This is a genomic window from Pseudoalteromonas sp. TB41 (assembly GCF_000497975.1).
Classification (GTDB): Bacteria; Pseudomonadota; Gammaproteobacteria; order Enterobacterales; family Alteromonadaceae; genus Pseudoalteromonas; species Pseudoalteromonas tetraodonis.
Genome location: NZ_AUTH01000082.1, coordinates 1 through 25,839, shown reverse-complemented (window position 1 = coordinate 25,839; position 25,839 = coordinate 1). Strand labels below are relative to the sequence as shown.

Annotated in this window: 26 protein-coding genes; 7 read left to right on the top strand and 19 right to left on the bottom strand. The window is 40.6% G+C overall.

Annotation, left to right across the window (positions count from 1 at the left end):
* Positions 1 to 123: 123 nt before the first annotated feature.
* The 17 genes from fliD to L641_RS0112030 all read right to left on the bottom strand — a co-directional run bounded on the left by fliD (position 124) and on the right by L641_RS0112030 (position 18,080).
* On the bottom strand, positions 124 to 1,548 hold the full coding sequence (gene fliD / locus L641_RS0112115) for a flagellar filament capping protein FliD (RefSeq protein WP_024602018.1): 1,425 nt from the start codon (positions 1,546 to 1,548) through the stop codon (positions 124 to 126).
* Between the two features lie 28 nt (positions 1,549 to 1,576).
* Positions 1,577 to 1,963, bottom strand: a complete 387-nt coding sequence (locus L641_RS0112110; RefSeq protein WP_008112160.1) for a flagellar protein FlaG — start codon at positions 1,961 to 1,963, stop codon at positions 1,577 to 1,579.
* A 99-nt stretch (positions 1,964 to 2,062) separates the two neighbouring features.
* Complete coding sequence (locus tag L641_RS0112105) at positions 2,063 to 3,463, bottom strand: flagellin (RefSeq protein ID WP_024602017.1); 1,401 nt, start codon at positions 3,461 to 3,463, stop codon at positions 2,063 to 2,065.
* Positions 3,464 to 3,680: 217 nt separating this feature from the next.
* On the bottom strand, positions 3,681 to 5,081 hold the full coding sequence (locus tag L641_RS0112095; RefSeq protein ID WP_024602016.1) for a flagellin: 1,401 nt from the start codon (positions 5,079 to 5,081) through the stop codon (positions 3,681 to 3,683).
* Positions 5,082 to 5,356: 275 nt separating this feature from the next.
* Positions 5,357 to 6,616: a flagellar hook-associated protein FlgL gene (gene flgL, locus L641_RS0112090; RefSeq protein WP_024602015.1), complete on the bottom strand. Its 1,260-nt coding sequence runs from the start codon at positions 6,614 to 6,616 to the stop codon at positions 5,357 to 5,359.
* 2 nt (positions 6,617 to 6,618) lie between these two features.
* Complete coding sequence (flgK, locus tag L641_RS0112085; protein WP_024602014.1) at positions 6,619 to 8,625, bottom strand: flagellar hook-associated protein FlgK; 2,007 nt, start codon at positions 8,623 to 8,625, stop codon at positions 6,619 to 6,621.
* 1 nt (position 8,626) lies between these two features.
* Entirely contained in the window at positions 8,627 to 9,622 is a 996-nt protein-coding gene (gene flgJ, locus L641_RS0112080) for a flagellar assembly peptidoglycan hydrolase FlgJ (RefSeq protein ID WP_024602013.1), read from the bottom strand.
* Between the two features lie 136 nt (positions 9,623 to 9,758).
* Positions 9,759 to 10,853, bottom strand: coding sequence for a flagellar basal body P-ring protein FlgI (locus L641_RS0112075; RefSeq protein ID WP_008113075.1), 1,095 nt, complete (start codon positions 10,851 to 10,853; stop codon positions 9,759 to 9,761).
* 12 nt (positions 10,854 to 10,865) lie between these two features.
* Positions 10,866 to 11,549: a flagellar basal body L-ring protein FlgH gene (gene flgH / locus L641_RS0112070; RefSeq protein ID WP_024602012.1), complete on the bottom strand. Its 684-nt coding sequence runs from the start codon at positions 11,547 to 11,549 to the stop codon at positions 10,866 to 10,868.
* A 14-nt stretch (positions 11,550 to 11,563) separates the two neighbouring features.
* Entirely contained in the window at positions 11,564 to 12,352 is a 789-nt protein-coding gene (gene flgG / locus L641_RS0112065) for a flagellar basal-body rod protein FlgG (protein ID WP_008113073.1), read from the bottom strand.
* A gap of 21 nt (positions 12,353 to 12,373) precedes the next feature.
* On the bottom strand, positions 12,374 to 13,117 hold the full coding sequence (locus tag L641_RS0112060) for a flagellar basal body rod protein FlgF (RefSeq protein ID WP_024602011.1): 744 nt from the start codon (positions 13,115 to 13,117) through the stop codon (positions 12,374 to 12,376).
* 133 nt (positions 13,118 to 13,250) lie between these two features.
* Complete coding sequence (gene flgE, locus L641_RS0112055) at positions 13,251 to 14,573, bottom strand: flagellar hook protein FlgE (RefSeq protein ID WP_024602010.1); 1,323 nt, start codon at positions 14,571 to 14,573, stop codon at positions 13,251 to 13,253.
* 58 nt (positions 14,574 to 14,631) lie between these two features.
* Positions 14,632 to 15,309 carry a flagellar hook assembly protein FlgD gene (locus L641_RS0112050; RefSeq protein WP_024602009.1) on the bottom strand — a complete coding sequence of 226 codons (678 nt, stop codon included), beginning with the start codon at positions 15,307 to 15,309 and terminating at the stop codon, positions 14,632 to 14,634.
* 13 nt (positions 15,310 to 15,322) lie between these two features.
* On the bottom strand, positions 15,323 to 15,754 hold the full coding sequence (gene flgC, locus L641_RS0112045; RefSeq protein WP_013465593.1) for a flagellar basal body rod protein FlgC: 432 nt from the start codon (positions 15,752 to 15,754) through the stop codon (positions 15,323 to 15,325).
* A gap of 2 nt (positions 15,755 to 15,756) precedes the next feature.
* On the bottom strand, positions 15,757 to 16,167 hold the full coding sequence (gene flgB / locus L641_RS0112040; protein ID WP_013465594.1) for a flagellar basal body rod protein FlgB: 411 nt from the start codon (positions 16,165 to 16,167) through the stop codon (positions 15,757 to 15,759).
* A gap of 129 nt (positions 16,168 to 16,296) precedes the next feature.
* Positions 16,297 to 17,127 (bottom strand): protein-glutamate O-methyltransferase CheR, encoded by an 831-nt coding sequence (locus tag L641_RS0112035; RefSeq protein WP_013465595.1) that lies wholly within the window; start codon positions 17,125 to 17,127, stop codon positions 16,297 to 16,299.
* Positions 17,128 to 17,147: 20 nt separating this feature from the next.
* Positions 17,148 to 18,080, bottom strand: coding sequence for a chemotaxis protein (locus tag L641_RS0112030; protein ID WP_013465596.1), 933 nt, complete (start codon positions 18,078 to 18,080; stop codon positions 17,148 to 17,150).
* Positions 18,081 to 18,218: 138 nt separating this feature from the next.
* Here L641_RS0112030 and flgA point away from each other — a divergent pair, with 138 nt between their 5' ends.
* The 3 genes from flgA (at position 18,219) to flgN (ending at position 19,746) form a co-directional block, all read left to right on the top strand.
* A complete protein-coding gene (gene flgA, locus L641_RS0112025) occupies positions 18,219 to 18,926 on the top strand; it encodes a flagellar basal body P-ring formation chaperone FlgA (protein ID WP_016899218.1) in 708 nt (235 codons plus the stop codon).
* A gap of 75 nt (positions 18,927 to 19,001) precedes the next feature.
* Positions 19,002 to 19,322, top strand: a complete 321-nt coding sequence (flgM, locus tag L641_RS0112020) for a flagellar biosynthesis anti-sigma factor FlgM (protein WP_013465598.1) — start codon at positions 19,002 to 19,004, stop codon at positions 19,320 to 19,322.
* Positions 19,315 to 19,746: a flagellar export chaperone FlgN gene (flgN, locus tag L641_RS0112015; RefSeq protein ID WP_013465599.1), complete on the top strand. Its 432-nt coding sequence runs from the start codon at positions 19,315 to 19,317 to the stop codon at positions 19,744 to 19,746. Before flgM ends, flgN begins: the two co-directional genes overlap by 8 nt.
* Positions 19,747 to 19,834: 88 nt before the next feature.
* On the opposite strand, the gene L641_RS0112010 is transcribed toward flgN, so the two are convergent.
* Entirely contained in the window at positions 19,835 to 20,293 is a 459-nt protein-coding gene (locus L641_RS0112010) for an LPP20 family lipoprotein (protein WP_036953730.1), read from the bottom strand.
* Between the two features lie 139 nt (positions 20,294 to 20,432).
* On the opposite strand from L641_RS0112010, the gene L641_RS0112005 reads away from it, so the two are divergent.
* Positions 20,433 to 21,620 (top strand): flagellar assembly protein T N-terminal domain-containing protein, encoded by a 1,188-nt coding sequence (locus tag L641_RS0112005; protein ID WP_013465600.1) that lies wholly within the window; start codon positions 20,433 to 20,435, stop codon positions 21,618 to 21,620.
* Between the two features lie 14 nt (positions 21,621 to 21,634).
* Here the strand turns inward: L641_RS0112005 and L641_RS0112000 are convergent, their stop codons facing one another.
* Positions 21,635 to 22,534: a LysR substrate-binding domain-containing protein gene (locus L641_RS0112000; RefSeq protein WP_024602007.1), complete on the bottom strand. Its 900-nt coding sequence runs from the start codon at positions 22,532 to 22,534 to the stop codon at positions 21,635 to 21,637.
* Between the two features lie 114 nt (positions 22,535 to 22,648).
* Between L641_RS0112000 and L641_RS0111995 the strand changes: the two genes are divergently transcribed.
* From L641_RS0111995 to L641_RS0111985, 3 genes are all read left to right on the top strand, one after another.
* Positions 22,649 to 23,377 (top strand): glutathione peroxidase, encoded by a 729-nt coding sequence (locus L641_RS0111995; protein ID WP_008466566.1) that lies wholly within the window; start codon positions 22,649 to 22,651, stop codon positions 23,375 to 23,377.
* A 54-nt stretch (positions 23,378 to 23,431) separates the two neighbouring features.
* On the top strand, positions 23,432 to 24,880 hold the full coding sequence (locus tag L641_RS0111990) for a dihydrolipoyl dehydrogenase (RefSeq protein WP_024602006.1): 1,449 nt from the start codon (positions 23,432 to 23,434) through the stop codon (positions 24,878 to 24,880).
* Between the two features lie 133 nt (positions 24,881 to 25,013).
* The coding region (locus L641_RS0111985) for an exopolyphosphatase (RefSeq protein ID WP_024602005.1) at positions 25,014 to 25,839 on the top strand (826 nt) is incomplete at its 3' end.

Genomic DNA, 25,839 nt, shown 5'->3' with positions numbered 1-25,839 from the left:
ACTCTGTATTTTTATTTCCTCAAACCTCACTATAAAACAACACAGTTAGTTACTAACAATCGAACAAACATAAAAAAACCTGACTCATAAGCCAGGCTTTATTTGCTAAACAAAGTTAATTGTTTAGCTAGACTTTTTAGCCACACCCGGTAGGTTAGCTAATTGCTGCTGCAAGTAACCTCCTGTCGAGTTTAGGTTAGCAACTAATATATCCATGGCATTGTATTGGCTATATAGTCGCTCTTCATACTTTTTCATTCGGCTATTAAATGCATCAACTTCATCTTGTAGCTTATCGAGTTGTGTTTCACGCCCTTCAATACGTGAACTAAAAATACCATCAGAGGCCGTATAACCTTTAATAACAGTATCTAACTGGCCAACAAAACCATCACCGTCATTTTCGCCAACAAAAAACGTTTGAATAGCTTGTGGATCGCTTTCTACGGCAGCTTTAAGAGCGTCAGAATCAATACTTAACTTACCTGAGCGCTCAGTTCTAATACCAAAGTTAGCTAAAAAGTCGGTATTACCATTACCCGTGCTAAATTCAGATGTTAACATCGAGCGTACTTGGTTTACAGAGCCTCTAAGTAATGAATCACCCGCAAGTGCACCAACGCCCTCTTCAGCGCTAGAGCGACCGAGCTGATTTGATAAATCAATAAATGCATTAAACTTCTCTACAAACGACTTTAATCCAGCAGCAACATTATTATTATTTTCAGTGATAGTTGCTTTACTTAAATCATCGTCTGCATTGTGAGTTTTTTTGGCATTAATGGTGACGCCCTCAATGACATCTTTAAATTCATTTGTACTGCTTGTCGCAACAAGCGTCCCATCAATCGTAATTGAAGCATCCGTCGCTGCTGTTACTTCGTTTAAGTTTTCAGCATACGTTGTTGATGTTGTATCACTATCATACGCAAGACGAGACAAGCCAGACAAGTCTGTATTACCACCATCACCGACATCATCAACTACAATTTTTATTGCGTTTTCTGCGCCGGTTTCTTTACTTGATAACACTAATCGCTGCCCCGTATCATCGGTAATAATAGTAGCATTAACTGAATCATTGTCAGCAGAGTCATTAATCGCGTCACGTATATCAGCCAGCTTTGCTGTGTCTGACACATTTATGTCAAAACTGTTAGAGCCAGAACTAATCGTGAGCTTACCCTCTCCCACCGCTTCATCGCCAGCTATAGCATTTGATGTTAGCTTTTGGTTCTCAGCCAAACTATTAACTTTAATAGAGTAATTATTGGTTTGCGCGTTTTTTTCAGAGCTTAAAGAAACAAAGTCGTCACTGCCACTGATAGTGCGCTTTTGAAAGTTTTCGATGTCACCCAATGATTCTAGTGAACCATTAAGCTCTTCCAAAGAGGCTTTTAGGGTACCTACTGCAGATATATCGGTAGTAAAGTTTGCTTGCTGTTTAGTTACTCGAGCTTGGTAAGGGCTTTTTTCAGCATTCACTAAAGCAGTTACAATTTCATTAACTTGAAGCCCTGAACCTATACCTTTAAATGAAATATCCATAATAATTACCCTCTTAAATTACTGAAAACTAAACTTTAAAATCAACCAATACACCGGTGGCTTCCGCTAATTTAGCAACGATACCTAATACCTCTTCAGACGGGTACTGCTTAACTAAATCACCACTTTCTTTATCAATCACCTTAATAACATTACGGCCAGAATCTTCGTCGACCTTAAACTGAAGGCTGCGATTCATTTCGCCCATAAAGTCCTGCAATTGCTGTACCACCTTCTCTAGTTTTTCAGGTGATAACTCAGTTTTAGAAATTTCGCTATTACTTGCAGTGGTGGTGATGGGTGTATTCTTTTGTTCATCAGCATTTTGCTTAACTTGTGATGGGGTTTGGTAACTTGAGGTAACCTCACCTTTTTGCGCTGAGCTGATATTTAGATTTAAACTTTGCGTTTCCATAATTCGCTCCTACTATAAAGCGATATAAAGCTTTATACCTATACAAGAAAGGAAGGGTTGCCCCTTCCTTAGTAGTTAAGTATAGAGCTTATTGTTAAATTAACCTAATAAGCTAAGTGCTGCCTGTGGCAACTGGTTAGACTGAGCTAAGATTGTTGTACCAGCCTGTTGCATAATCTGGTTTTTAGTCAGTTTAGCCGTTTCTGCAGCGTAATCTGTATCTTCGATACGGCTTTTAGAAGCTGATACGTTTTCTGATACGTTTGCAAGGTTAGCAATAGTGAAACCAAAACGGTTTTGTACCGCACCTAAGTCAGCACGTTGTGCATCAATTTGCGCAAGCGCCGCATCAATTGTTTGAATTGCATCTTGTGCACCTTGACTTGTTGCCCCAGAAATATCAATACTTTCAACTGATGTCAAAGAACTTGTAGAACCACTAAACAACTCAGTCTCATCGGCAGTTCCATCATTAGAAATACCAATTTTGTTCGGTGATGATAAGTTTATTTCTGATGTTTTTGAAGCCGTTGCTGTAGATGCAGTTACTCCATCAAATGTTAAACCACCAGCTGGAGTACCTGCATCCATAACAGATTCAATACCATCAACACCCGTTGCTTTTAGCGTAATCGTTCCAGCATCAGAGTCATAAACTGCATCGTAACCATCGGCAACCATATCTTCAGCTAAGCGAGACATCTCACCACCATACGTTCCTAAATCATAGTTGTCATCGCCAACATTAATCGTAGCGTTATCTGTATTAGTGATACCAGCAATAGTCACTTCTAGACGAGCTTCAGCAACTACGCCTGTAGCAGCAGCATTTATTTTTGCTGCAGCACCATCAGCACCATCATCAGCTAAGAGTGCAACATCGACACCATTAATATTAAGCGTACCTGCTGTTATAGCTTCATTTGTAGCCATGTCACCAGCTGCAGCAGCTGCGCCAAATACAGAACCAGCACCATCAATTTCATTTGCACCAATCGCATCTGCTGATACATCACGCAAAGTTACGTTGATTGTTTCGTTAGCGTTTGAACCCACTTGGAATTGTTTAGTACCGAACGAACCATCTAGTAAGCTTGTACCACCAAATTTAGTCGTTTCAGCGATACGAGTAAGCTCTTGCTGTAATGCGCCCACTTCTTTTTGTAGTGCTGCACGAGCGTTAGCATCGTTTGAACCATTAGCTGATTGTAGAGATAGATCACGCATACGTTGTAAGATGTTTGATGACTCTTGCATCGCACCCTCAGCAGTTTGCGACATTGAGATACCATCATTCGCGTTACGCTGTGCAACACCTAAACCATTAATTTGTGAAGAAAGACGGTTCGCAATTTGTAGACCTGCCGCATCATCTTTCGCACTGTTAATTTTCATACCAGATGAAAGACGTTGCATTGATGTACCTAATGCTTCGCTAGATTTTGATAAGTTTCTTTGTGCATTTAATGATGCAACGTTAGTATTTACTGATAAAGCCATGTTATAACTCCTGATTACTTTCGTAATGTAACTAATTGATTTTAACCAAGAGCCATCACAATAAAAATCTGTTCAAGCTCCGTTCTAATTAAGTTAACGGCCGTTATAAAATTACCTTTAGCTTTTTTTTAAAAAAAACAGTAAAAACTTTTAATTGATTGAAATACAAATAAAAAAGCCAAGCATATTTGCTTGGCTTTTTTATAACTAGCTGGCATTAGCCACCTAAAAGACTTAATGCGGCCTGTGGTAACTGATTTGCCTGAGACAAAATAGTAGTACCTGCTTGTTGCATGATTTGGTTTTTAGTTAACGTTGCGGTTTCAAGCGCGTAATCGGTATCTTGAATACGGCTACGCGAAGCTGACACGTTTTCAGATACGTTAGCAAGGTTGGCAATAGTAAAGCCAAAACGGTTTTGCACCGCACCTAAATCGGCACGCTGAGTATCTATTTGTGCCAATGCAGCATCAATTGTTTGAATTGCCGATTGAGCCCCCTCACTAGTTGTACCACTAATATCTATCGCTTCAACCGATGATAACTCACTCAATGCACCATTAAACATCTCTAGCTCATTCGCTGAACCATCATTTGAAATACCAATTTTATTCGGTGATGACAAATTAATTTCTGACGTTTTTGAAGCCGCCGCTGTAGCTGCAGCAGTTCCGTCAAACGTTAATCCACCAGCTGGAGTACCTGCATCCATAACAGATTCAATACCATCAACACCCGTTGCTTTTAGCGTAATCGTTCCAGCATCAGAGTCGTAAACTGCATCATAACCATCAGCAACCATATCTTCAGCTAAACGAGCCATTTCGCCACCATATGTGCCTAAATCATAGTTATCATCACCAATATTAATTGTTGCATTATCAAGGTTTGTTACTCCACCAATAACTACCTCTAAGCGAGCCTCGGCTGTAACGCCTGACGCGGCTGAATTAATCTTATTAGCAACCCCATCGGCGCCATCATTAGCCCCGAAAGCCACATCAGTACCATTAATATTTAGTGAACCAGCAGATACAACTTCGTTAGCGGCCATACTGCCTGCGGCAACTACACCAAATACAGTACCTGGCCCATCAATTTCATTAGAACCAATAGCATCGGCAGCAACATTACGTAAACTTACATTAATGGTTTCATTCGCATTTGCACCTACCTGAAACTGTTTAGTACCAAAAGTGCCGTCAAGTAAGCTGGTGCCACCAAATTTAGTGGTATCTGCAATTCGAGTGAGCTCTTGTTGCAGGGCTGCTACTTCTTTTTGCAGTGATGCACGGTCAACCGCACTATTTGAACCATTCGCTGATTGCAGTGATAAGTCACGCATACGTTGCAGAATATTTGCTGACTCTTGCATTGCACCTTCAGCAGTTTGCGCCATAGAAATACCATCGTTGGCATTACGCTGAGCAACCGTTAGGCCATTAACCTGAGACGTTAGTCGGTTGGCAATTTGTAAACCTGCAGCATCGTCTTTTGCGCTATTAATACGCAAACCAGATGATAGTCTCTGCATTGAGGTTTCAAGTGCCATGCTAGATTTAGATAGATTGCGTTGCCCATTAAGTGATGCAACATTTGTATTTACGCTTAAAGCCATTTTACCATCTCCTAGTTTCAATCAGAATGTGGTTCAAAATATTTAAGCAAAAACCACACTGTCTATGACTAGTTGAATGCATTACTTGTGCCAACTAGTAAAAAAAGATTAACCCTATGTTTTAAAACAACTAAATAACACTTATTGCGGCTTTAAATTAGAAGTTAGCGATTTTTTGACAGAAGATAAAAAGGGGGTGACAGTTTTTTGCCGCTTCGTTAAGGCAAGTTATTACCTACTTTTCTCGTATAGTAATAACCTGCCTTGGATGGTATTTATAAATAATCGAATAATGAAAGTTTAGCCAAGCGACCAAAAGTCGCTTGTGAAGCCTGTAAACCAGACTCTTGTTTAGTAAGTTCACTAATAGCTGCAGCAGGATCAATTTCAATTAAGCTCGCTCTGTTTTCTTGATTATTAATATCTAGAGCACTGTTTGAATCGGTCACACGCTCCACCACGTTCATACGCCCACCTAGGCCAGCCTGAGTAAACACAATTTGCTCACTGGCATTTTTAAGCTGAATTAAGCCATCCGATAACGCTTGGTTAATTTGCGCTCCATCAAGTTGTTCGTCATTTAGACTAGTGATCAGATCTTCAAGCGTATTAAGCACATTTTCTTTACCTGGCTTTTCAAGGGTAAAATCTAGCTGCCCGGGTGCCGCCCCCTCAAGTTGAATTTCCATGCCTGCAAATTCAATTGGTTCGTCGGTTACCTCACCAGTAACAGGCGGTACGAGCGGTGTGCCATCACGTAATATTTCATATTGATCTGGCGCTGAGGGTGTCGCACCAGGGATCACGTTAACATTATAGGTATTGATCGTCGGAGAAATAAGCGGATCTGGGTCTGAGTTATAATTATCTTTATGAAAACGATCAAACTCACCTTGATTTTGAACATAAACAGTTCCAGCGGTAATACCGCCTGATGGCGCTCCACCATTCGATACCACATCAAGACGTGCATCAACTCGTTCAAATACATTAAAGCCATTATCGCTTGATTTGATCTCAACGCCTTTTGCAATGGTTACTTCGTGCTGGCCTTGATCGCCTTGGTATTCGTATTTGCCATTAGTGCTATTAAATGTATAAGTTTGAATATCGTCTTGATAGCCAGAGAAAAGGTATTTCCCCCCTTCAGATTGACTATTCATTAAGTTAAGCAGCGATTTTTGCAATTCTTTTAGTTCACTGGCAACCGAAGCCAAATCACCTTTATCTAACGAACCATTGCCCGCTCGTATAGTTAACATTTGCGCTTCTAAAATAGTGTCGTTCATACCTTGTAATAAACTTTCTTCGGTTTCTAAACGCCCTTTTAGCTGGTTAATATTCTTCGTCAGCTGCTCATTAGTTTCTATTTTATTGGTGTACAACATACCCTGCGAAATAGCAGCAGGGTTTTCTGAGGTACTCAAATATTTTTGACCTGTCGTAACGCGCTCCTGCGCACCAGCTACATTTTGTTGATTCTCAAGTATTTTATTAATGTTATTTTGATACATTAAATTATTTGATAAACGCATAATTACCTCGCCGCACTCAGTAAAGTGTCAAAAATAGAACGTGCTGCAGACAGTACTTGAGCCGATGCAGCATAAGATTGCTGAAAACGCAGCAAATTAGCTGCCTCTTCATCTAAATTTACGCCGGATAACGATTCATACCAGGCTTCTGATTGCTGTGCTAAAGCATCAAATGCCGCCCCGTTGGTTTTTGCTTGACTGGTTACTACACCAACATCGGTTACTAATCCAGCATAGGCCTGGTTCAAGGTTTTATGATTATCGGCTGAGGCACTTGCTACCACATTTTGACGTACTAAATCGCTATTTTGTAAGTCAGCGAGTTTTTGACCATTACGGTTATCATCAAAACCGCCTTCATTAAATTCTAAATTAAAGGTATCACCTGTAGCCGGTACCCCTTCAATATTAAAGTCAAAACCATAGCCATTATAAGGAGGCCCTGCTTGCGCCAAAATATTGTTAGCAGGCGGTGTAACCGTAAACGTGGTTGTACCATTACCATCAGTAAGTTGATATTCGTTAGCATTAGCAGTTTTAACAATGTTAATAGGACCATTTGCTAAGCCTAAAGGGTTTGTAAAACTGCCGGTAGTTACATCGCTCACATCACCCGGTGAAATAGTCCCAGTGCCTGTATTATCAAGCCCGTCTGCTGTTCTAATTGGAGAGGCCAATGCAATGTCTTCTCCTCGACCTGTTGTCAGCGATATATTGCCAGCCGCGCCACTATTAAGTTTTATCTGAAATTGATCACCGGCATTACCAGCTCCGGTTACGTTTAGCTCTAAACCAAACGACTCCCCACTGGTGATTGCCGCAGAGTCAATAATGCCACTCGGTGGAATAACAGCTAACGATGCACTGCCTAAAGGCTCGCCTTTATTATCTATTGGCTGAATACTTACTTCGTTAGGGTTCCCCGTATAGGTGATCACAAAATCACTCGCTGGTAGTTCACTGCCTTTACCAGCTTCAACGGTTGCTGACATATTAGCTGTTCCGGTATTTGCTTGATAAACAAAAGCACTGACCGTTGGGATATCAAAAATATCTCCTCCAAGCTCACCGTTTGCATCCATTCCTAAACGGTTTTGCTGATTAAACGAATCAGCAAGCGCAATGCCCATCTGACCTATTTGATTTTGTGCAGGCACCAAAATATCGTCTCTAAATGCCAATAAGCCACCAATTTTACCTTTGAGTTTAGTGGCATCTATTTCTAGTGGAACGGCTTGGCCACCATTTACATCTAAGCGTAACTCTTTAAAATTGGCATCGGGATCGCCACTAATCGAAAACAAGTTAAATGAACCATTTTGCATAACAACCGCTTCACCTGTGCCCATAAATACTTGTTTTTCACCATTAGGGCCATCGAGTGTTTCTATATCAATTAGTTTTGATAAATCACGTATTGCTTTATCACGCTCATTGTAAGCTGAGCTAGCATCTGCTTCGTTTTTAGTGCCATGAACACCCGCAATTTCTTGATTTAACGAACTAATACTTTCGATTAACGTATTCGCCTCTTCAGAAAATATTTCTAATTGCTCATTAACCACTGCTTTTTGCTCTGAAACAATACCTGCAAGCCGGTCCATTTGATCAATCAGATTTTGCGCATCACTCATCACCAATGAACGAGCAACCGTAGATGAAGGTTGGTTAAGTGCTTCTTGCACGTTGTTAAACATCGAGTTGATACTAGTTGATAAGCTGTTTGATTTTTCTGAAAAAATTTGATCAACCCGACTCGCCTCGCTAACAAATTGATCAAAAAAGCTTTTATTTGAGGTATCTCGGTTTAATTGCTTTTGTGCAAACTCATTTAATAACCGGTACGTTTGACCGCGGCTCACCTGATTATCAATCATGGTAGTAAATTCAGTGCGCTCTCGTACATACCCTTCAGTATTAACGTTTGCGATGTTTTTACTTGTCGTTTGCAATAACTCAGAGTTTGCTCTTATTCCTGAATTAGCAATATTTAATAAATTAAACGACATGTTACTCTACTCCTTGGCGGATAATGCTTGTGGCGATATTCTTTAACTCGTTACTGTTAAGCACTCTTTTTATTTTGTCTGCATAGTTAGGGTCGGTTGCATAACCGGCTTGCTGTAAAGAGTCTAAAAATTTGTGCGGCTTTGCTGTATTGTTTAATGCATCTTGATAGCGAGGGTTCTGCGTTAAAAAATCCACAAAATCATTCACACTATCTTTTATTGAGTCATACGCTCTAAAGCTTGCTTGCTTTTTAACTGCAGCGCCTTGCTCAAACTCTAAAGTGACCTTACTGGCTTTTTCGCCCTGCCAACTTTTATCTGACTTTATATTGAATAAATTATTTGAGCTATTGCCATCACCTTTACTGATAATATGTTTACCCCAGCCAGTTTCTAATGCTGCTTGCGCAACCATAACCGCCGGATTTAAACCAATTTTCTTAGCCGCTGTTTTTGCATGCTCCCACACTGTACTTACAAATTCCTCAGCATTTTCAAATGTGCCAGACGCTATGTTTTGTTCGCTTTTTTCAGTTGAATCAACGAGCGGCACTTTTTCAGTGACCTTTTGGTTTTCTTGATGAGGTAAGGTGCTACCCGCACGTTGGTCACTAAAGAAATCTGACGTTGTACGAAGAACTGAGCCTGGCATAAAGTTTTTTCCATCTGGCGATAGTTGCTGCACAATTAAATCAGCAAGACCTAAAGAGCCATTTGATGAAAGCTCTGTAGCCATCTGTTGGTCGTGCATTTCTTCAAAAAACTTCACGCCACTTGCATTAAATGGGCTTTCTTTGTCTTCAAAAGCCTCATTGGCTTTACGCATACTTTTCAGTAGCATTTGGGTGAAGATAGCTTCAAATTGTGCCGCCGCTTTTTTTAACGCCACTTTAGATGCATCGGTTGATGCATCACCGCTGTTTAAAGCATCTCGACGCAAAGAGTCTAAGTTGCCTAAATCAAAAAAGTTTTGCTTATCTAGATGATTTGTTTCCATCAGCTTTTTGACACAATAATTAATAATACCTAGTTAAATGCAATAATTGAGCCAAAAGAAGAGTAGCGATGAAAGGTTAAGGATGAAAGGTTAAGGGTTAAAGACCCTAGGGCTTAGGGTCTAGAATCTTATAAAACTAAATTACAACAAGCTGACCGTTAATTGCACCGGCTTCTTTAAGTGCTTCAAGAATCGCCATTAAATCGCCAGGGGCAGCGCCAACTTCATTAATAGCACGAACTAAATCATCAAGGCTTACACCTGGGTCAAATACAAAAGCACGTGAATCATCTTGATTAACGTCAATAATACTTTGTTGGGTAACCACTGTTTCCCCCTCTGCTAAAGGATTTGGCTGTGCCACATTTTGTTGCTCAGCAATGGTCACAGTAAGGCCACCATGTGTAATTGCCGCAGGTTGTAATTTTACATTTTTTCCAATAACTATAGTGCCGGTGCGTGAGTTAACAATTATTTTTGCCGAAGTATCCGCAGGCTTAAACTCTAAGTTTTCAAGAGTTGATAAATACGATACACGTTGCGAGGCATCACGAGGTGCAATAACGCGAATAGAAGCCGCATCGAGTGCTTGTGCGCTATTTGGGCCGATTAAATCATTTATGGTTTTCTCTAAACGTTTTGCGGTTGTAAAGTCCGGACGGTTTAAATTAAAGGTAATATAATCGTTTTGCATAAATGGGCTTTTAACGGCACGTTCAACCGTGGCACCGTTTGGCACACGCCCTACGGTTGGCGTATTAATAACGACTCGGCTGCCATCTAGGCCTTCAGCGCCTAAGCCACCTACAATTAAACTGCCTTGAGCGATGGCGTAAACATTACCATCAACCCCTTTTAGGAATGTTTGTAATAATGTACCACCGCGCAGGCTGCCTGCACTGCCAATTGATGACACGGTTATATCAATAGTCTGCCCTGGCTTTCTAAATGGAGGGAGTTCAGCATGAACAGCAACCGCTGCAACATTTTTAATTTTTGGCTTTAAACTCGCAGGTAGTGTAATACCAAAACTATTAAGCATGCCTTTAAAACTTTGCTCGGTAAAACGGCTTTGCTCTCCGGTGCCCGGTAAACCAACAACCAATCCATAGCCCACTAATTGGTTTGAGCGCACCCCTTCAACCATAGATACATCTTTAATTCGCTCAGCACTGGCAGTAAATTGCCAGCCTAGTAGCACCATAAAACAAAAAACTTTAAAACCATTCATGTTGAATGTCCTCTAAAAGGGAAACAATGAGCTACTAAAGAAACGCGTTAACCAACCCGGGCTTTGTGCCTCTTGAGTTTGACCCTTACCTGAATACTGAATACGCGCATTCGCAATACGATTAGACTCAACGGTATTATCAGCATTAACATCTTGTGGACGCACTAACCCCTCTAAGCGAATAAATTCTTCACCGGTATTTAGCGTTAGCCATTTTTCACCGCGAATCACCAAATTACCATTTGGTAATACTCGCATCACGTTAACCGAAATATCGCCAACTAGGCTGTTTGATTGATTTGATCTTGAGTCACCTTTAAACGACGCATCACTACCAACCCCAAATTGAATACTATCGCCACCAATATTAACCGGTAAACCACCTAAACCAATAACAGGATCGAGGCTAGCATCTGTTTGTTTATCTGTTTCTGTTTTAGCCGCTTTTGTGGCTTGGGTTGACTCTTGCAATTTAACCGTAATGATATCGCCTGTTCTAAGTGCTTTCTTATCGGCATATAAGTCATTCGATAACTGAGTACTGAATAAAGAGCCAGTTGCTACCACTGGCTCCATATTAGGCTCAGGATACATAGGTGCATAGTAGGGATCGTCCTGCACTACTTCATTATTTTGTGTAGATACACAACCGCTTAACAGTAAAGTCCCTACTGCAAATAACATGATATTACGCATACAATCCCCCAAGACTATAATTGTTGATTGATGTAGCTCATCATTTCATCAACCGCTGAAATTACCTTTGAGTTCATTTCGTAAACTCGCTGAGTTTCAATCAAATTAACCAACTCTTCGGTCACATTTACATTTGATGTTTCAAGTGAACCTTGAATAATTGTACCTAAGCCCTCAACCCCCGGGTTACCTTGAACAGGTGCACCACTTACTGCAGTTTCGGTATAAAGGTTTTGCCCTATAGGCTCAAGGCCCGACGGATTGATAAAATCACTAATAGTAATTTGACCAATAACCACGTTTTCGGCTTGACCTTTAATGCGAACTGACACTTCACCATCTTGAGATACGGTGATTGACTGTGCATCATCAGGCACATTCATTTCAGGCTGAACAACATAACCAGCGCCCGAGGTTACAACACGCCCGTCGCCGTCGGTAGTAAACTGGCCATTACGCGAATAAGCAATATTGCCATCAGGCTGTAAAACTTCAAAAAAGCCAGGACCTGAAATCATCCAATCTAATGAATTTTCAGTGGTGAGCATATTACCTTGCGAAAAGTTTTTTTGGTTAGCCACCACCTTAGTACCCGCGCCCAACATTAAGCCTGACGGCATTTCGGTGTCTTGCGATGAGCGACCGCCTGGTTGATTAATATTTTGGTAGAGTAAGTCTTCAAAAATAGCGCGGCTTTTTTTGTAACCCACTGTACTGGCATTCGCTAAGTTATTTGATATAACCGATATATCTGTTTGTTGAGCGTCAAGCCCTGTTTTACTTATCCATAATGCTGGATTCATAATAATATCCTCACGTTATAGTTAAACGATGCGCATCAGCTGTTCTTGACGTTGATCAATCTCTTCAGCTGTTTTCATCAGTTTTACTTGTAATTCAAATTGGCGTTGATGACTGATCATATCGACCATTTCATGCACAGGATTTACATTCGATTTTTCTAATGTGCCACCTAATACTTGTACATTGGCTGATGTTTCAACTATTTGGCCTGGTTTAGCTCTAAATAAGCCATCGTTACCCTTCTCGAGTGTAGCGTTGTTTGCATCAACCACTTTTAGCCGATCAACTTCTTCTAAAAAGTTAGCCGGTGCACCTTGAGGGCGAACTTGAATAGTGCCATCTTTGCTAAATTCAATTTTTTCAATCGGTACAGGTAATATGACTGGCCCACCTTCGCCAATAACTTGACGACCGTCGCTGGTAGTCAACATTCCTTCAGCCGTTATATTTAACGAACCCACTTTTGTATAGGCTTCATTACCGGAGGCATCCTGAACACTCAGCCATGCATTATCACTCATAGCAATATCAAGGCTGCGACCTGTTTCGACAACACCGCCCGATGTCATGTTAGATCCTGGGCGCTCCTGCATAGCAAAAACACGAGTCGGCAAACCTTCACCGAAAGCCTGCATTGACCGTGCTTGCGCAAAATCAGATTTAAACCCAGTGGTATTCGCATTTGCCAAATTATTGGCTTTAAGAGCAAGCCCTTGCATGCTTTGTTTAGCGCCAGATGCCGCTATGTAGACCATTTTATCCATAACATCGACTCATTAAGAAATCTATGTATGAGTAAATGCAATATAAGTGCCAAATTAAATTTAAGTGTGAATAAGATTTTAGGAGAGGAATAAAAAAGGCTGCACTAAGCAGCCTTAGTAAATCAAAATATGATTATCTGATCTGAAGGATGTTCTGTTGAATAGTTGAGTTAACCTCAAGCGCACGAGAGTTTGCTTGGAAGTTACGCTGCGCACTAATCAAATCAACCAGCTCATTGGTTAAGTTTACGTTAGACTGCTCAAGAGCTGACGAATTAATGTTGCCTAGTGTGCCTGAACCTGGCTCACCCGCAATTGGTTCCCCCGAGGTCAAACTTTTTTTCCATGAAGTGTCACCTACTTGCTGCAAACCTTGTGAGTTTGAAAAGCGCACCATGGCAACTTGACCTAAGTAAGTTGAATCACCATTACTGTAAGATGCAACAACTTTTCCATCTGTACCAATATCAATACCCGCTAAGCGACCTACTGTCGCACCATCTTGCTCTAGTGCTTTCACCTCAAAGCGACTCGCATATTGAGTAGGCGTTCTATTTGCAGTACCGGCCTCATCGCGCCAATTAATCGCAATATCATCAAATTGGGCGCCATTAGATAAAATACCCGATAAATTAGCTCCGGTTAAATTAACATCAGTAAAGGTTGGACCAACATTTGGAGCACCATTAGTCGTTGCAGGCAAACCGCTAGCATCAAACCCAAAGGTACTTAGCGGGCTTGGTGTTGCTGTCGCGGCACCAGTTGCATCAAAGGGAGTTTTGTCAAGCGTACCATGTACTTGCCATTCATTAGGCGCTGTTTTTACAAAAAAGAATTGTAGAACATGTGGCTCACCAAGTGAGTCATACATTGTGGTCGATGTCGAAGAGTTATAAGTAGTACTGTCTGTTGCATCAAAAGGGACAGCTATTACATCTTCTCGAGAATCGACGTTAAATGATGTATAAACGTTTGAAGTAGAGCGCGGAGAGCCCGAAGAATCTGGTATTTGTAAAGCAGATGAAGTACTAAGACTTACAGAGGTCGTGTCACCACTAACTTCATCAACTGGGAAGCTTTGTAAAAAATTACCTTTAGCATCTACAACAAAGTTATCTTTATTAAGCTTAAATGCACCCGCACGCGTGTAGGTAAAGTCTTGTGCGCCTAAGTCTTGACTGGTAGCAAAATACCCCTCACCTGTGATCGCTAAATCCAGTGAATTATTAGTAAACTGCAGCGAGCCCTGATGAAACTGCTGGGCAACCATGGTGGTTTGCACACCATCACCATTTTTTGTTTTACCGGCGCTAAATACTGATGATGCGTATACATCAGCAAACTCGGCGCGAGACTCTTTAAAGCCCGTGGTATTTACGTTGGCAATGTTATTGGCGGTAACATCTAAATCTTTTTGTGCGGCAGCAAGGCCTGTTAATGCAATATTGAAGCTCATAATTAACCTCTAACCTAAAAAATATTTAGCCTATTGGCTAAAAAATACATAAAATCTATTACGCGATTTCTGCGACATCAGTCAGCCTAACCGCACCTTCTTTAGTATTAATAATAATGCCGCTTGAGCCGTTAATATTAACACTTTCAATATTTTTGAATGTAGCTAATGGGAGGCTTGAAAATTCCCCATTTGTACTACCCTCTGCTTTGATGTTGTATTCACCAGGTGGTAGCCGTTCACCCGCTTCATTTTTACCATCCCATGCAAAACGGATGGCTCCTGCAGGCTGAGTGCCTAAATCTATAGTTTTAACCAACTGCCCGGATGCATCTTCAATGCGGATCATTAAACTATCGACTGGCTTTTCAGCTACAACAGAACCTCTTGATTCACCCGACTCATTAAGCTCCAGTGTATCCGACTCCAACAAAGCTTGTTTGCCTACCAGTGTTGATGCTTGCAATGCCGAATTTGATGTCATCGACGCGGCTAAAGACTCAAAGTTAGAGTTTAAATTTGAGATCCCTTCAGCCATGGTAAAGTTTGTCATTTGTGCAATCATCTGATCGTTATCAGCTGGTTTGCTGGGATCTTGATATGACAACTGCTGTGTTAACAACGAAAAGAAATCTTCTTGGGTTAACGCATCACTCTCTTCTTTTTTTGGCACTTGCTTATCTTGCCAACGTAAAGAGTCCATGTAGGATGAAGAAGTACTAATATCGTTACTCATGAGCTACCCTCAGTTACCGCTGACCTAACAGCAGTGTTTTACTTAACATTTGCTTAGCTGCATCAGCAACTTGAACATTTGTCTGATAAGAGCGAGAAGCAGAAATCATATTTGCCATCTCCTCCACAACATTCACGTTGGGTTTGTAAATATATCCATTTTCATCCGCACTCGGGTGATTTGGGTTATATTCGATTTGTAGTGGTTTATTACTTTCAACCACTCCTAACACTTTTACACCAACGGCAGAGCCCTGTGGGTTGCTTGCTGACGCTGACGCTTTTGTAAGCTCCGCAGCAAATACAGGTTGTCGCGCTCGGTACGTCTCATTTTGCGAAGAGCTAATTGTATTGGCGTTAGAGATATTACTTGCCGTGGTATTTAATCGCACGTTTTGCGCGCTCATACCTGAACCAGCAATATCAAACACATTATATAAACTCATAATTAGGCTCCTTGACTACCGAGGGCTTTTTTTAGGCCTTTAAATTTACCATTAAGAAACTGGACACTGGCCTGATACTCCATAGCATTCTGTGTATACAAGTTCCGTTCCACTTGTATATCAACAGAGTTGCCATCACCTGTATCTGTTTGATTTGGCGTACGAAATAGTTCATTACTACCTACACTACGGGTACCACCGGCAATGTGTTTTTCATTGGTTCTTACCATGGTATTGCCGCTTAGTTGGTTGGACTTTGCCGTTTTTAATGCTGAGGCAAAGTCGATATCTTTTGCTTTATAGCCGGGCGTATCAGCATTTGCGATATTAGTAGCGAGCATTTCTGCTCTTTGCGAACGGATCAACATCGCATGCGGATGCACGCCTAATGCTTTATCAAAACTGATAGCCATAACTACCTCCAAAAAATTGACTCAGTACCGATAAAGCAATAAATGAGCCAGCAGTGAAAATAGTGATGATAAAAACAAAAAACGACGCAATAGGCGTCGTTTAGAGGAGGGATAATATATTAATGAAGGTCATTTCTTTTGATAAATGATACCAGGGTTACAACGCACCATATCAAAGTCAGTACTTAAACCAGACATAGACTCCGACGCACCTAAAAATAAATACCCCTTAGGGTTAAGTGCTTGAGAGAATTGTGCAATTATTTTGGCTTTCACCTCAGGTGAAAAGTAAATTAAAACATTACGGCAAAATATAATATCGAACTTACCCATTAAAGCGTACGAATCGAGCAAATTTAAATGCCTAAAGCTCACTTGCTTTTTCAATGAATCAACCACTTGTGCCATACCATTGCCGCTGTCTTTAAAAAACTTTTTACGACGTTCAGCAGAGAGTCCGCGAGCCAATGCCAATGCATCATATTCAGCATGTTTACACATATCAAGCATGGTATTTGATATATCTGTACCAATTATTTGTGCACCCATTTTTAAAACACCAGGGCTGCTGGATTGAAACTCAGCAACCGACATCGCTATTGAGTAGGGTTCTTGTCCTGATGAGCTCGCCGCAGACCATATTTTTAATGGCCTATTTAACGTTTTAAACTCAGGGAATAATCTGGTTTTAAGTAACTCAAACGGATATTGATCTCTAAACCACAATGTCTCATTGGTTGTCATGGCATCAACAACGGCTGCGCGCAACTGGCGCTCATGCACACCGAGAGTTTTACTTACCAATTCAGACAACGATTCAACATTAAATCGAGACATTAATGGTGCCAAACGGCTCTTTACCAAATACTGCTTATTTTCACCTAAAACAATACCGCACTGTTGTTCTAAAAATAAGCGAAATTGATCGTATTCGTTTTGCTGCAAATCTTTATTAGTCAAATCAATAACACCTATGTTTATTAATCACGATGAACCCATTTATTAACGGCTGTTGCAAGCTCGTCTGGGTTAAATTTTGCAATAAAATCATCTGCTCCTACTTTTTCAATCATCGCTTGATTGAAAACACCACTCAATGATGTGTGTAAAATCACATGTAGTGGCGCAAGTTTAGGATTAGCTTTGATTTCTGCAGTCAGCGTGTAACCATCCATTTCTGGCATTTCTACATCAGAAATGAGTAGCCCTACTCGCTCTGTAATATCATTTACGCAATCGAGCTCTGCAATTTCTTTTAATCTTATTAAAGCTTCTTTACCATTTTTAGCCAACTCAGTTGTTACACCTAATGGTTCCAATGCTCGTTTTACTTGATTTCGCGCAACAGCCGAATCATCAGCAATAAATACTATTCTCTCGCCTAAATCTTTTTGTATATTACCTTGCGAGGCGACATCATCGCTCACGGTAGTATTAACTGGGCAGATTTCGTTTAAGATTTTTTCTACGTCGAGTATCTCAACGAGCTCATTTTCAATTTCAGTGACGGCTGTTAAATAAGAATAACGACCCGCTCCTGACGGCGGTGGCATTATTTTTTCCCAGTTCATGTTAACTATACGTTCAACACCACCTACTAAGAATCCTTGCACTGTACGGTTATACTCAGCAATTATTATAAAGCCATCTTCGATGCTTTTTATTGGGCGCCCGCCTACGGCCATAGATAAATCAATCACCGAAATAGTTTGCCCACGAATATGTGCTACGCCACGGATATAAGTGTTAGATTTCGGCATGCTAGTCAATGGAGGGCATTGAAGAACTTCTCTTACCTTGAACACATTAATACCAAAGCGCTGACGCCCATTAAGCTTAAATAACAATAATTCCAAGCGGTTTTGCCCAACCAACTGCGTACGTTGGTTTACTGAGTCTAAAATGCCGGCCATTTAAATCTCCTAAGAAAACAAATATAAGGAACGATAATTGCTTTCAATTAATAAAGCGTCATAACACAACGGGGGCGTCTAAATTCTGACGCAAAATATTTATACCCTGTTTGCAACCATAAGCATAGTCGAAACATTATGAGTTTGTTAAAAAAAACCAGAAGATACAGTGTTTTTTATTTTCTTGCTAGCCTCTGCTTCGCTTTGCCACTAAAGGCACAAGTATTTAGTAAAGAGTTATTGCAAGAAATGGCTGTATCTTATGTTGCTCAAAAAGCAGTGACTACAAATGATAACAAAATACAGTTTAGCGCATTACCGCTAGATAGCCGCATTCCCGATCGCCAATGTAATTCTGAGCCTGAGCTAATAACGCCAAGTGAGCCTCCCTTTAATCGCCAAGTCACTATTCAAATAAAATGTAACGATAGTGACAACTGGGCACAGTACGTTCATGTCAGAATCACTGAATCAGCACCTGTTGTAGTTGCAACTACCAATTTAGCACGAGGTGAAGTGATTACTCCATCCCATTTAAGTATTGATATGCGCCCTGCACACTTTATCAGAGCGCAGTACCTTGAAGATCCAACGGCTCTTATTGGTAGTCGTAGCAAACGCAACATCCGTGAAGGAATGCCCGTTTTACTTAATCAAATATGTATGGTGTGCAAAGGTGATTCTGTTACAATTTATGCTAATATCAAAGGGTTAAGAGTGAAAACGACGGGTATTGCATTAGAGGATGGCACCTTGGGCGAGCAAGTAAGAGTAGAAAACAAAAAGACAGGTAAAGTTTTAAATGCGCGTGTAGATGGTGTAGAGTCTGTGCAAGTAAATATTTAATATAAATTTATGCTAAAGTATCTTTAATAAATGCCGATATAAAGGCATCAGTTGGGCAATATACGGATTTTTATTATGGTCGGTCAAGTAAATAAATCAAATCAACAACCGAGTGTTTTAACAAACACTCAACAGCAAAAAGTTGATTTAAAAAGAGATAATGCAAATACACAGGCGGCACAAACGCCTTCACCTAAAGCTGCCAGCGATTCGGTGAGCTTAACACCGCAAGCTAAGCAATTAAAATCGTTACAAGAGAAAGCGCAGCAGTCTTCTGGTTTTGATAGCAACAAAGTTGCTGAGCTTAAAAAAGCGATTACTGAAGGTAATTATCAAATCGACAGTGAGAAGCTTGCCAAAAATCTAGCAGACTTTGAGTTTAACGTTTATGGCTGATCACAATAGTTTAATTACAATTAAACTAAATGAGCAAATTACTTGCTTAACAAAACTGAGCGAGTTACTCACTCAGGAGCTTACTGCGATTGCATCTCGAAGAGGTGAAGGTTTAAAAGAAATTGCCCAACAAAAAATGTCTTTTTTAACCAGTATAAGCACCCTTGATAAAGAACTCAGCAAACTTATTGCCAGTAATGATCAGCAAACAGATGAAAACGCTGACTTAATAAAGCTAACTCGAGAAAAGCTTGAGCAGTGTCAAAAACAAAATGAAGTTAACGCTCATGCAGCGCACCAGGCGCAGTTAAGTGTAAAGCAATTAAAGGGTATTTTAATTGGCGCACCTTCGTCTATGACCTACGATCAAGCCGGTAGTGTAGTTAATACTGACAACAGCATTGTGCGTAACCTAAAAGCCTAAAGAATACTCATAAAAAAACGCCTAAACGATTATTCGTTTAGGCGTTTTTTTATGATTAATAATTTGTCGGTTAGTAATAACTTGTCGCTTAGTAATAAGTGACTTTTTTCACTTCCCGTGGTTTTATCTCACCGATGTACAAGTCGTGTACGCGCTTCATATTAAGCTCAAGCTCAGTAATATACACATCATTAACAGCATAAGTTTTTATAATTTGCGCACCTTTTATAATACCTTGCACTTTACTCTGTAAATAATCATCTTGGGCAACAGAGCCTGCGACGGTTGTGCCTGCGGTAATTTTTTGCCCGTACACTTGTTCCGTTAGTTCGCGGTATGCTTCTAGCTTGGAGGCTTTAATTGCCATAAGCTGTTTTTGAGTGTCATTACTTCCCGACTGCAAACTAATAGGCGCGTACCCTATTGCTTTTAATACAGGGTAATTATTTGGCTCAACATATTTATATTCAACGTGCTTATCAAATATATTGCTACAACCGCTTAACGTTAAGCAGCCTAATGTGATCATTAATGGCATTACTCGCATCATACAGGGCCTTTAAAAACTAATTAAACTCAGTTATGCACGTTTAATGCCAGTGATACCTATATTCTGTAACAACAAATAATAGTGGTACATTACTTGCTGAGACTCATTAACGCTAACGTTTAATTGGAGTAAGAGTATGAAGTCGTTTTTAAAAGCAGTATTGGCAGGATTAAGCACCACTGCTGTATTAACGTTTTCACCTTTTACTCACGCTCAGTGGTATGAGTCTACAGGCCATGCGGTTATTCAAAATAGCGACATTCCCGGTGCAAAGGCCGCTGCAATAAAAGATGCGATTACCCAAGCCCTTGTATTCTCTGGTGCGCGGGTGAGCTCGGTGCAAACGCTTGTTGATGGTGTTTTAACCCAAGATCAGCTAAAAATAAGTAGCCAAGGCGAAATTCAAAAAATAGAGCTTGTCAGTGAAAACCGCAGTAGTGATGAGTTTGCAATTACCTTACGCTTAGATATCTTTGCGCAAACAGAGCAATGTCCACAAAGTAACTTTAATAAGTTTATAGCCGTCACGCAAAGCCAATTAACAAATCGTGAACAAGCGAGAATGGGTCAAATATTTGACATTAACAAAGCAGTCAGTAAAAACATTTATACCTCGTTGCAAAAATCAAAAATGAGTGCAATACCCGTTGCCTATTTCAACAAAGCTATAAAGGTTGATACCTACTTTAATCAGCAGCATGACTATTCAAACAGTCAGTTAGAAGAAATTTCATCACGCAGCAACGCGCAATATGTGTTGTTAAGTCAAATAACCAGTTTATCTACCAGCGATAAACTCAATAGCGACTATGCGTTTTGGCAAGATGAAAGCTATCAGCGCCACTACCAAATAGAGTTTAGCTTATTTAATGGCACCACTTATGAGCCTTTATGGCAAAATAGCTATCAAAGCCAAGCAATTTGGCCATTTGAAAAAACAGCCATTATTGATGTAAATAGTAATCGGTTTTGGCAATCACCTTTTGGCCAAAGCATTAGTGATATAAACCAAACCTTAAGTTACGACCTACAAGCTGCCATGGCCTGTCTACCTACTCAAGGTAAAATAATGCATATGGAAAACAATAAATTAGTGATTAATTTAGGTAAGGCTCATGGCTTAGAAAAAGGCCAACAACTGAGTATTGCCCATCATAATTATTTAACCGACGCACAAGGCAACACTATGCCGCATACCATCACTACACTTAACCGTATACGAATTGAACAGCTTTATCAGCACAGCGCTATTGCCGTTAGTATTAATGATCAGCCTTTGCCGGGCGTACAAATTAATGACATTGTAGAAATTGCCGAGCAATAGCCGCATGTAAAATGCTAAAGCGCCTCGCTTAGTTTAGCCCTTAAATTAGAGTGGGCGCTTAACCACTGAGCCAATTGCTCAACCCCAGATAAGTGCGGGTAATGCTTTCTACATGCAAATACAATATTACGTTGTTGATTAGGAAAAATAGGCAAATAATGAATACCCACTCGTGGTATTGCTGCAAGTTTTGGCACAAATGTAATTCCATCATCCATCGCCACCAGCGCTAATAAAGTCTCAAGGCTATTTCCTTGATACTGGCTGGAAACATCGACCCCTGCCGAAAAACAAAACTGCTGGGCTTGATCTTTAAAGCAATGGCCATCACTTAACATTAGTAGGTTGCAACCTTGCAGGTCTTGCAGTGCCACTTTTTTATGCTTACACAATGCGTTATCGCTTGATACGGCAACTAAAAAGTCTTCTTTATATAAATCAATGGTATGGTAACTTTTAAGTTCAGGTACATCCGCTAAAATTGCAAAGTCGACTTCACCACTTTCTAGCGCAGCTAAAATAGTGGTTGTTTGCATTTCAGTAAACGAAAACTGGCTATTTATAAACGCTGCTTTCATTGATGTTAGTAGCGTAGGTAATAAATAAGGCGCAATCGTTGGAATAATACCAATGGTAAGCTTGCCCTGCAGTGGTTCATTAGATGTTGCTGCCAGCTCTTTTAATATTTGTGTTTGCTCTAAAACGACAGCTATTTGTGTCAATAAACGTTCACCTTTGGCAGTTAAGGTAACGTGCTTGGTAGAGCGATCAAAAATAATAACACCCAATTCTTGCTCAAGCTTTTTAATTTGCCCGCTTAAGGTAGGCTGGCTTACAAAACAGGCATCGGCCGCTTTACGAAAATGCTTATAGTGGGCAACCGCTTTGACATACTCTAAATCTTTTAAGTTCATATTCACACTCAACCTGATAGTTTACATCTATCAGTTTAATACAAACAAACGATTGGAACTATATTTAAATACTCGCCATAATGGCTATCAACAAATCAAGAGGAACTAAAAAACATGTTAAACAATATTGAAGGTCAAACAATCCCAAACGTAACATTCGCGACGCGTCAAAACGACGAATGGAAATCAGTGACTACAGACGACATTTTTAAAGGTAAAACGGTTGTTGTATTTTCACTACCAGGTGCATTTACACCTACGTGTTCATCAACGCACTTACCACGCTATAACGAACTAGCTGGCGTACTTAAGCAAAATGGCGTTGATGACATTGTTTGTGTATCAGTAAACGATACGTTTGTAATGAACGCATGGGCTGAACATCAAGAAGCGCAAAACATTACCTTACTACCAGATGGTAACGGTGAATTTACCGACGGCATGGGCATGTTAGTTGATAAAAACGATTTAGGTTTTGGCAAACGCAGCTGGAGATACTCTATGCTGGTTAAAGATGGCGTAGTAGAGAAAATGTTTATTGAGCCAGATTTACCAGGCGACCCATTTGAAGTATCAGACGCTGACACTATGCTTGATTACATCAACCCAACTCAAGTAAAACCAGAAGCAGTTACTCTATTTACTAAGCCTGGCTGTCCTTTCTGTAAAAAAGCAAAAGAGCTACTTACAGCTAAAGGCTTTGCATTTGAAGAAATCGTAATGGGCGCTGGCGCATCACTTACCAGCCTTAAAGCGGTATCGGGCCGTGAAACCGTGCCACAAGTATTTATTGGCGGTAAGCACATTGGTGGCTCAGACGACCTAGAAAAATACTTTGCTTAATTAAGTAAATAAAACAGGGGCTGCAACGCCCCTGTTTACTAAAGGAAAAACACTATGAAAGAATTGCAAACCGACGTTGTTGTTATAGGTGCAGGTACCGCTGGTTTAAGTGCCTATCGTAATGCTAAACAATTTACTCAAAACGTACTTATGATTGAATCTGGCCCATACGGTACAACCTGCGCACGTGTTGGTTGCATGCCAAGTAAATTATTGATTGCCGCAGCAGAAGCCGCCCATTCAATAGTAATGGCCCCTGCCTTTGGTGTTCACAGCTCAAAACCGGTTATTGACGGTAAAGCCGTTATGGCACGAGTAAAAAGTGAACGCGATCGCTTTGCAGGATTCGTAGTAGAAGCGGTAGATGAAATACCTAGCGAAGATAAAATTCGTGGCTATGCACAATTTTTAGACGCCAACCGCGTACAAATAGACGACCACACCATTATTACTGCCAAACGCTTTGTAATTGCAACGGGTTCACGCCCTTCTTACCCAGGCGTATTTAATAACTTTGGCGACCGACTGATTATAAATGACGATGTATTCGACTGGGATGATTTACCAGAATCAGTGGCCGTATTTGGCCCTGGCGTTATAGGCCTTGAAATTGGCCAAGCGTTACACAGATTGGGTGTAAAGGTAAAACTATTTGGCGTAGGTGGTGCCATAGGCCCATTAACCGACCCAGTAGTTAAAGATTACGCTAATACCGTATTTGCAGAAGAATTTTATGTTGATACCGACTCAAACGTTTCAGATATGAAACAAGTAGGTAATAAAGCAGAGCTAACCTATACCGACAAACAAGGTGTTAAACACACCGAGCAGTTTGACTATGTACTGGCTGCAACTGGGCGAGTACCAAACACCGATAAGCTAGGGTTAGAAAACACCGGCATAGAGCTTGATGAACGTGGCGTACCAACGGCCGATGCCCATACTATGCAATGTGGCGACTCACACATATTTATAGCTGGTGATGCCAGTAACATGCTGCCGCTGCTTCACGAAGCATCCGATCAAGGGACAATCGCAGGGCAAAACGCAGGCCGTTATCCAAGTGTGCGCGCAGGCTTACGCCGCGCTAAAATAGCTGCCGTTTTCAGCGACCCACAAATTGCCATGGTTGGTGAAAGCTTTAAAGAAATTAGCCAACGTTTAGGAAGTTGTGATTGCTTTGAGATAGGCGAAGTTAGCTTTGAAAACCAAGGTCGCAGCCGCGTTATGCTAAAAAACAAAGGGCACATGCGTGTGTATGCCGAGCACGGTACCGGCTTATTTTTAGGTGCTGAATTTATTGGCCCACAAGCAGAGCACATAGCACACTTACTTGCATGGGCTGTACAAAACAAAATGACTGTACCGCAAATGCTAGATATGCCTTTTTATCACCCTGTTATTGAAGAAGGTCTACGCACTGCACTGCGTGATTTAAACGCTAAATTAAAATTTGGCCCAGACATTCTTAACCATTGTATGGAATGTGGCCCAGGCGCATAACACATCACTAATACACACTTGCTACTCAAAGCCAAAACCATTGTTTTGGCTTTTTTTATGTTAAAAACTGGTATATAAAATGGAGTTTAAACTGCTACACTCAGATTAATAAACAAACAAAAATGGACCGAAAATGAGCAATAATAAATATAGACTTGTCACTCGAAGCGATTTTGACGGCCTAGTGTGTGCCGTATTACTTAAAGATTTAGACTTAATCGACGATATTTTATTTGTGCATCCAAAAGACATGCAAGACGGTAAAATAGCCATTACCAGCAACGACATTACCACTAACCTCCCCTATGTTGCCGGTTGTCATATTGCATTTGATCATCACTTGAGTGAAACCGTTCGTAACGCAAGCGATATAAAAAACCACATTATTGACCCAGATGCGCCTTCTGCAGCACGCGTTGTTTATGATTATTATGGCGGTGCAGAGAAATTCCCTAATATTTCAACTGACATGATGGAAGCGGTCGATAAAGGGGATTCTGCACAATTTTCAAAAGATGAAATTTTAAACCCAACTGATTGGGTACTGATGAACTTTATTATGGATGCGCGCACAGGGCTTGGTCGTTTTCGTGAATTCAAAATTTCTAATTACCAGTTAATGATGAAGCTAATTGACGCCTGTAAAGATCACAGCATAGAACAAATACTAGCAATGGAAGATGTTGCCGAGCGTGTTGCTTTATATCACGAGCACAACGCACAAGCTAAAGAGCAAATAGACCGCTGCTCATCAGTACACGACAACTTAGTGGTCCTTAATTTAACCGAAGAAGAAACCATTTACGCTACTAACCGCTTCGTTATTTACGCCATGTTCCCCGAGTGTAATATCTCAATTCATAAAATGTGGGGGCTTAAAAAGCAAAACGTGGTGTACGCCATTGGTAAATCAATCACCAACCGCAGCTCAAATACTAATGTTGGCGAGTTATGCCTTA

Bases quoted from the DNA above. Each gene is read 5' to 3' on its own strand.
- fliD (WP_024602018.1), bottom strand. From the start codon at position 1,548: ATGGATATTTCATTTAAAGGTATAGGTTCAGGGCTTCAAGTTAATGAA.
- L641_RS0112110 (WP_008112160.1), bottom strand. From the start codon at position 1,963: ATGGAAACGCAAAGTTTAAATCTAAATATCAGCTCAGCGCAAAAAGGT.
- L641_RS0112105 (WP_024602017.1), bottom strand. From the start codon at position 3,463: ATGGCTTTATCAGTAAATACTAACGTTGCATCATTAAATGCACAAAGA.
- L641_RS0112095 (WP_024602016.1), bottom strand. From the start codon at position 5,081: ATGGCTTTAAGCGTAAATACAAATGTTGCATCACTTAATGGGCAACGC.
- flgL (WP_024602015.1), bottom strand. From the start codon at position 6,616: ATGCGTTTATCAAATAATTTAATGTATCAAAATAACATTAATAAAATA.
- flgK (WP_024602014.1), bottom strand. From the start codon at position 8,625: ATGTCGTTTAATTTATTAAATATTGCTAATTCAGGAATAAGAGCAAAC.
- flgJ (WP_024602013.1), bottom strand. From the start codon at position 9,622: ATGGAAACAAATCATCTAGATAAGCAAAACTTTTTTGATTTAGGCAAC.
- L641_RS0112075 (WP_008113075.1), bottom strand. From the start codon at position 10,853: ATGAATGGTTTTAAAGTTTTTTGTTTTATGGTGCTACTAGGCTGGCAA.
- flgH (WP_024602012.1), bottom strand. From the start codon at position 11,549: ATGCGTAATATCATGTTATTTGCAGTAGGGACTTTACTGTTAAGCGGT.
- flgG (WP_008113073.1), bottom strand. From the start codon at position 12,352: ATGAATCCAGCATTATGGATAAGTAAAACAGGGCTTGACGCTCAACAA.
- L641_RS0112060 (WP_024602011.1), bottom strand. From the start codon at position 13,117: ATGGATAAAATGGTCTACATAGCGGCATCTGGCGCTAAACAAAGCATG.
- flgE (WP_024602010.1), bottom strand. From the start codon at position 14,573: ATGAGCTTCAATATTGCATTAACAGGCCTTGCTGCCGCACAAAAAGAT.
- L641_RS0112050 (WP_024602009.1), bottom strand. From the start codon at position 15,309: ATGAGTAACGATATTAGTACTTCTTCATCCTACATGGACTCTTTACGT.
- flgC (WP_013465593.1), bottom strand. From the start codon at position 15,754: ATGAGTTTATATAATGTGTTTGATATTGCTGGTTCAGGTATGAGCGCG.
- flgB (WP_013465594.1), bottom strand. From the start codon at position 16,167: ATGGCTATCAGTTTTGATAAAGCATTAGGCGTGCATCCGCATGCGATG.
- L641_RS0112030 (WP_013465596.1), bottom strand. From the start codon at position 18,080: ATGGCCGGCATTTTAGACTCAGTAAACCAACGTACGCAGTTGGTTGGG.
- flgA (WP_016899218.1), top strand. From the start codon at position 18,219: ATGAGTTTGTTAAAAAAAACCAGAAGATACAGTGTTTTTTATTTTCTT.
- flgM (WP_013465598.1), top strand. From the start codon at position 19,002: ATGGTCGGTCAAGTAAATAAATCAAATCAACAACCGAGTGTTTTAACA.
- flgN (WP_013465599.1), top strand. From the start codon at position 19,315: ATGGCTGATCACAATAGTTTAATTACAATTAAACTAAATGAGCAAATT.
- L641_RS0112010 (WP_036953730.1), bottom strand. From the start codon at position 20,293: ATGCGAGTAATGCCATTAATGATCACATTAGGCTGCTTAACGTTAAGC.
- L641_RS0112005 (WP_013465600.1), top strand. From the start codon at position 20,433: ATGAAGTCGTTTTTAAAAGCAGTATTGGCAGGATTAAGCACCACTGCT.
- L641_RS0112000 (WP_024602007.1), bottom strand. From the start codon at position 22,534: ATGAACTTAAAAGATTTAGAGTATGTCAAAGCGGTTGCCCACTATAAG.
- L641_RS0111995 (WP_008466566.1), top strand. From the start codon at position 22,649: ATGTTAAACAATATTGAAGGTCAAACAATCCCAAACGTAACATTCGCG.
- L641_RS0111990 (WP_024602006.1), top strand. From the start codon at position 23,432: ATGAAAGAATTGCAAACCGACGTTGTTGTTATAGGTGCAGGTACCGCT.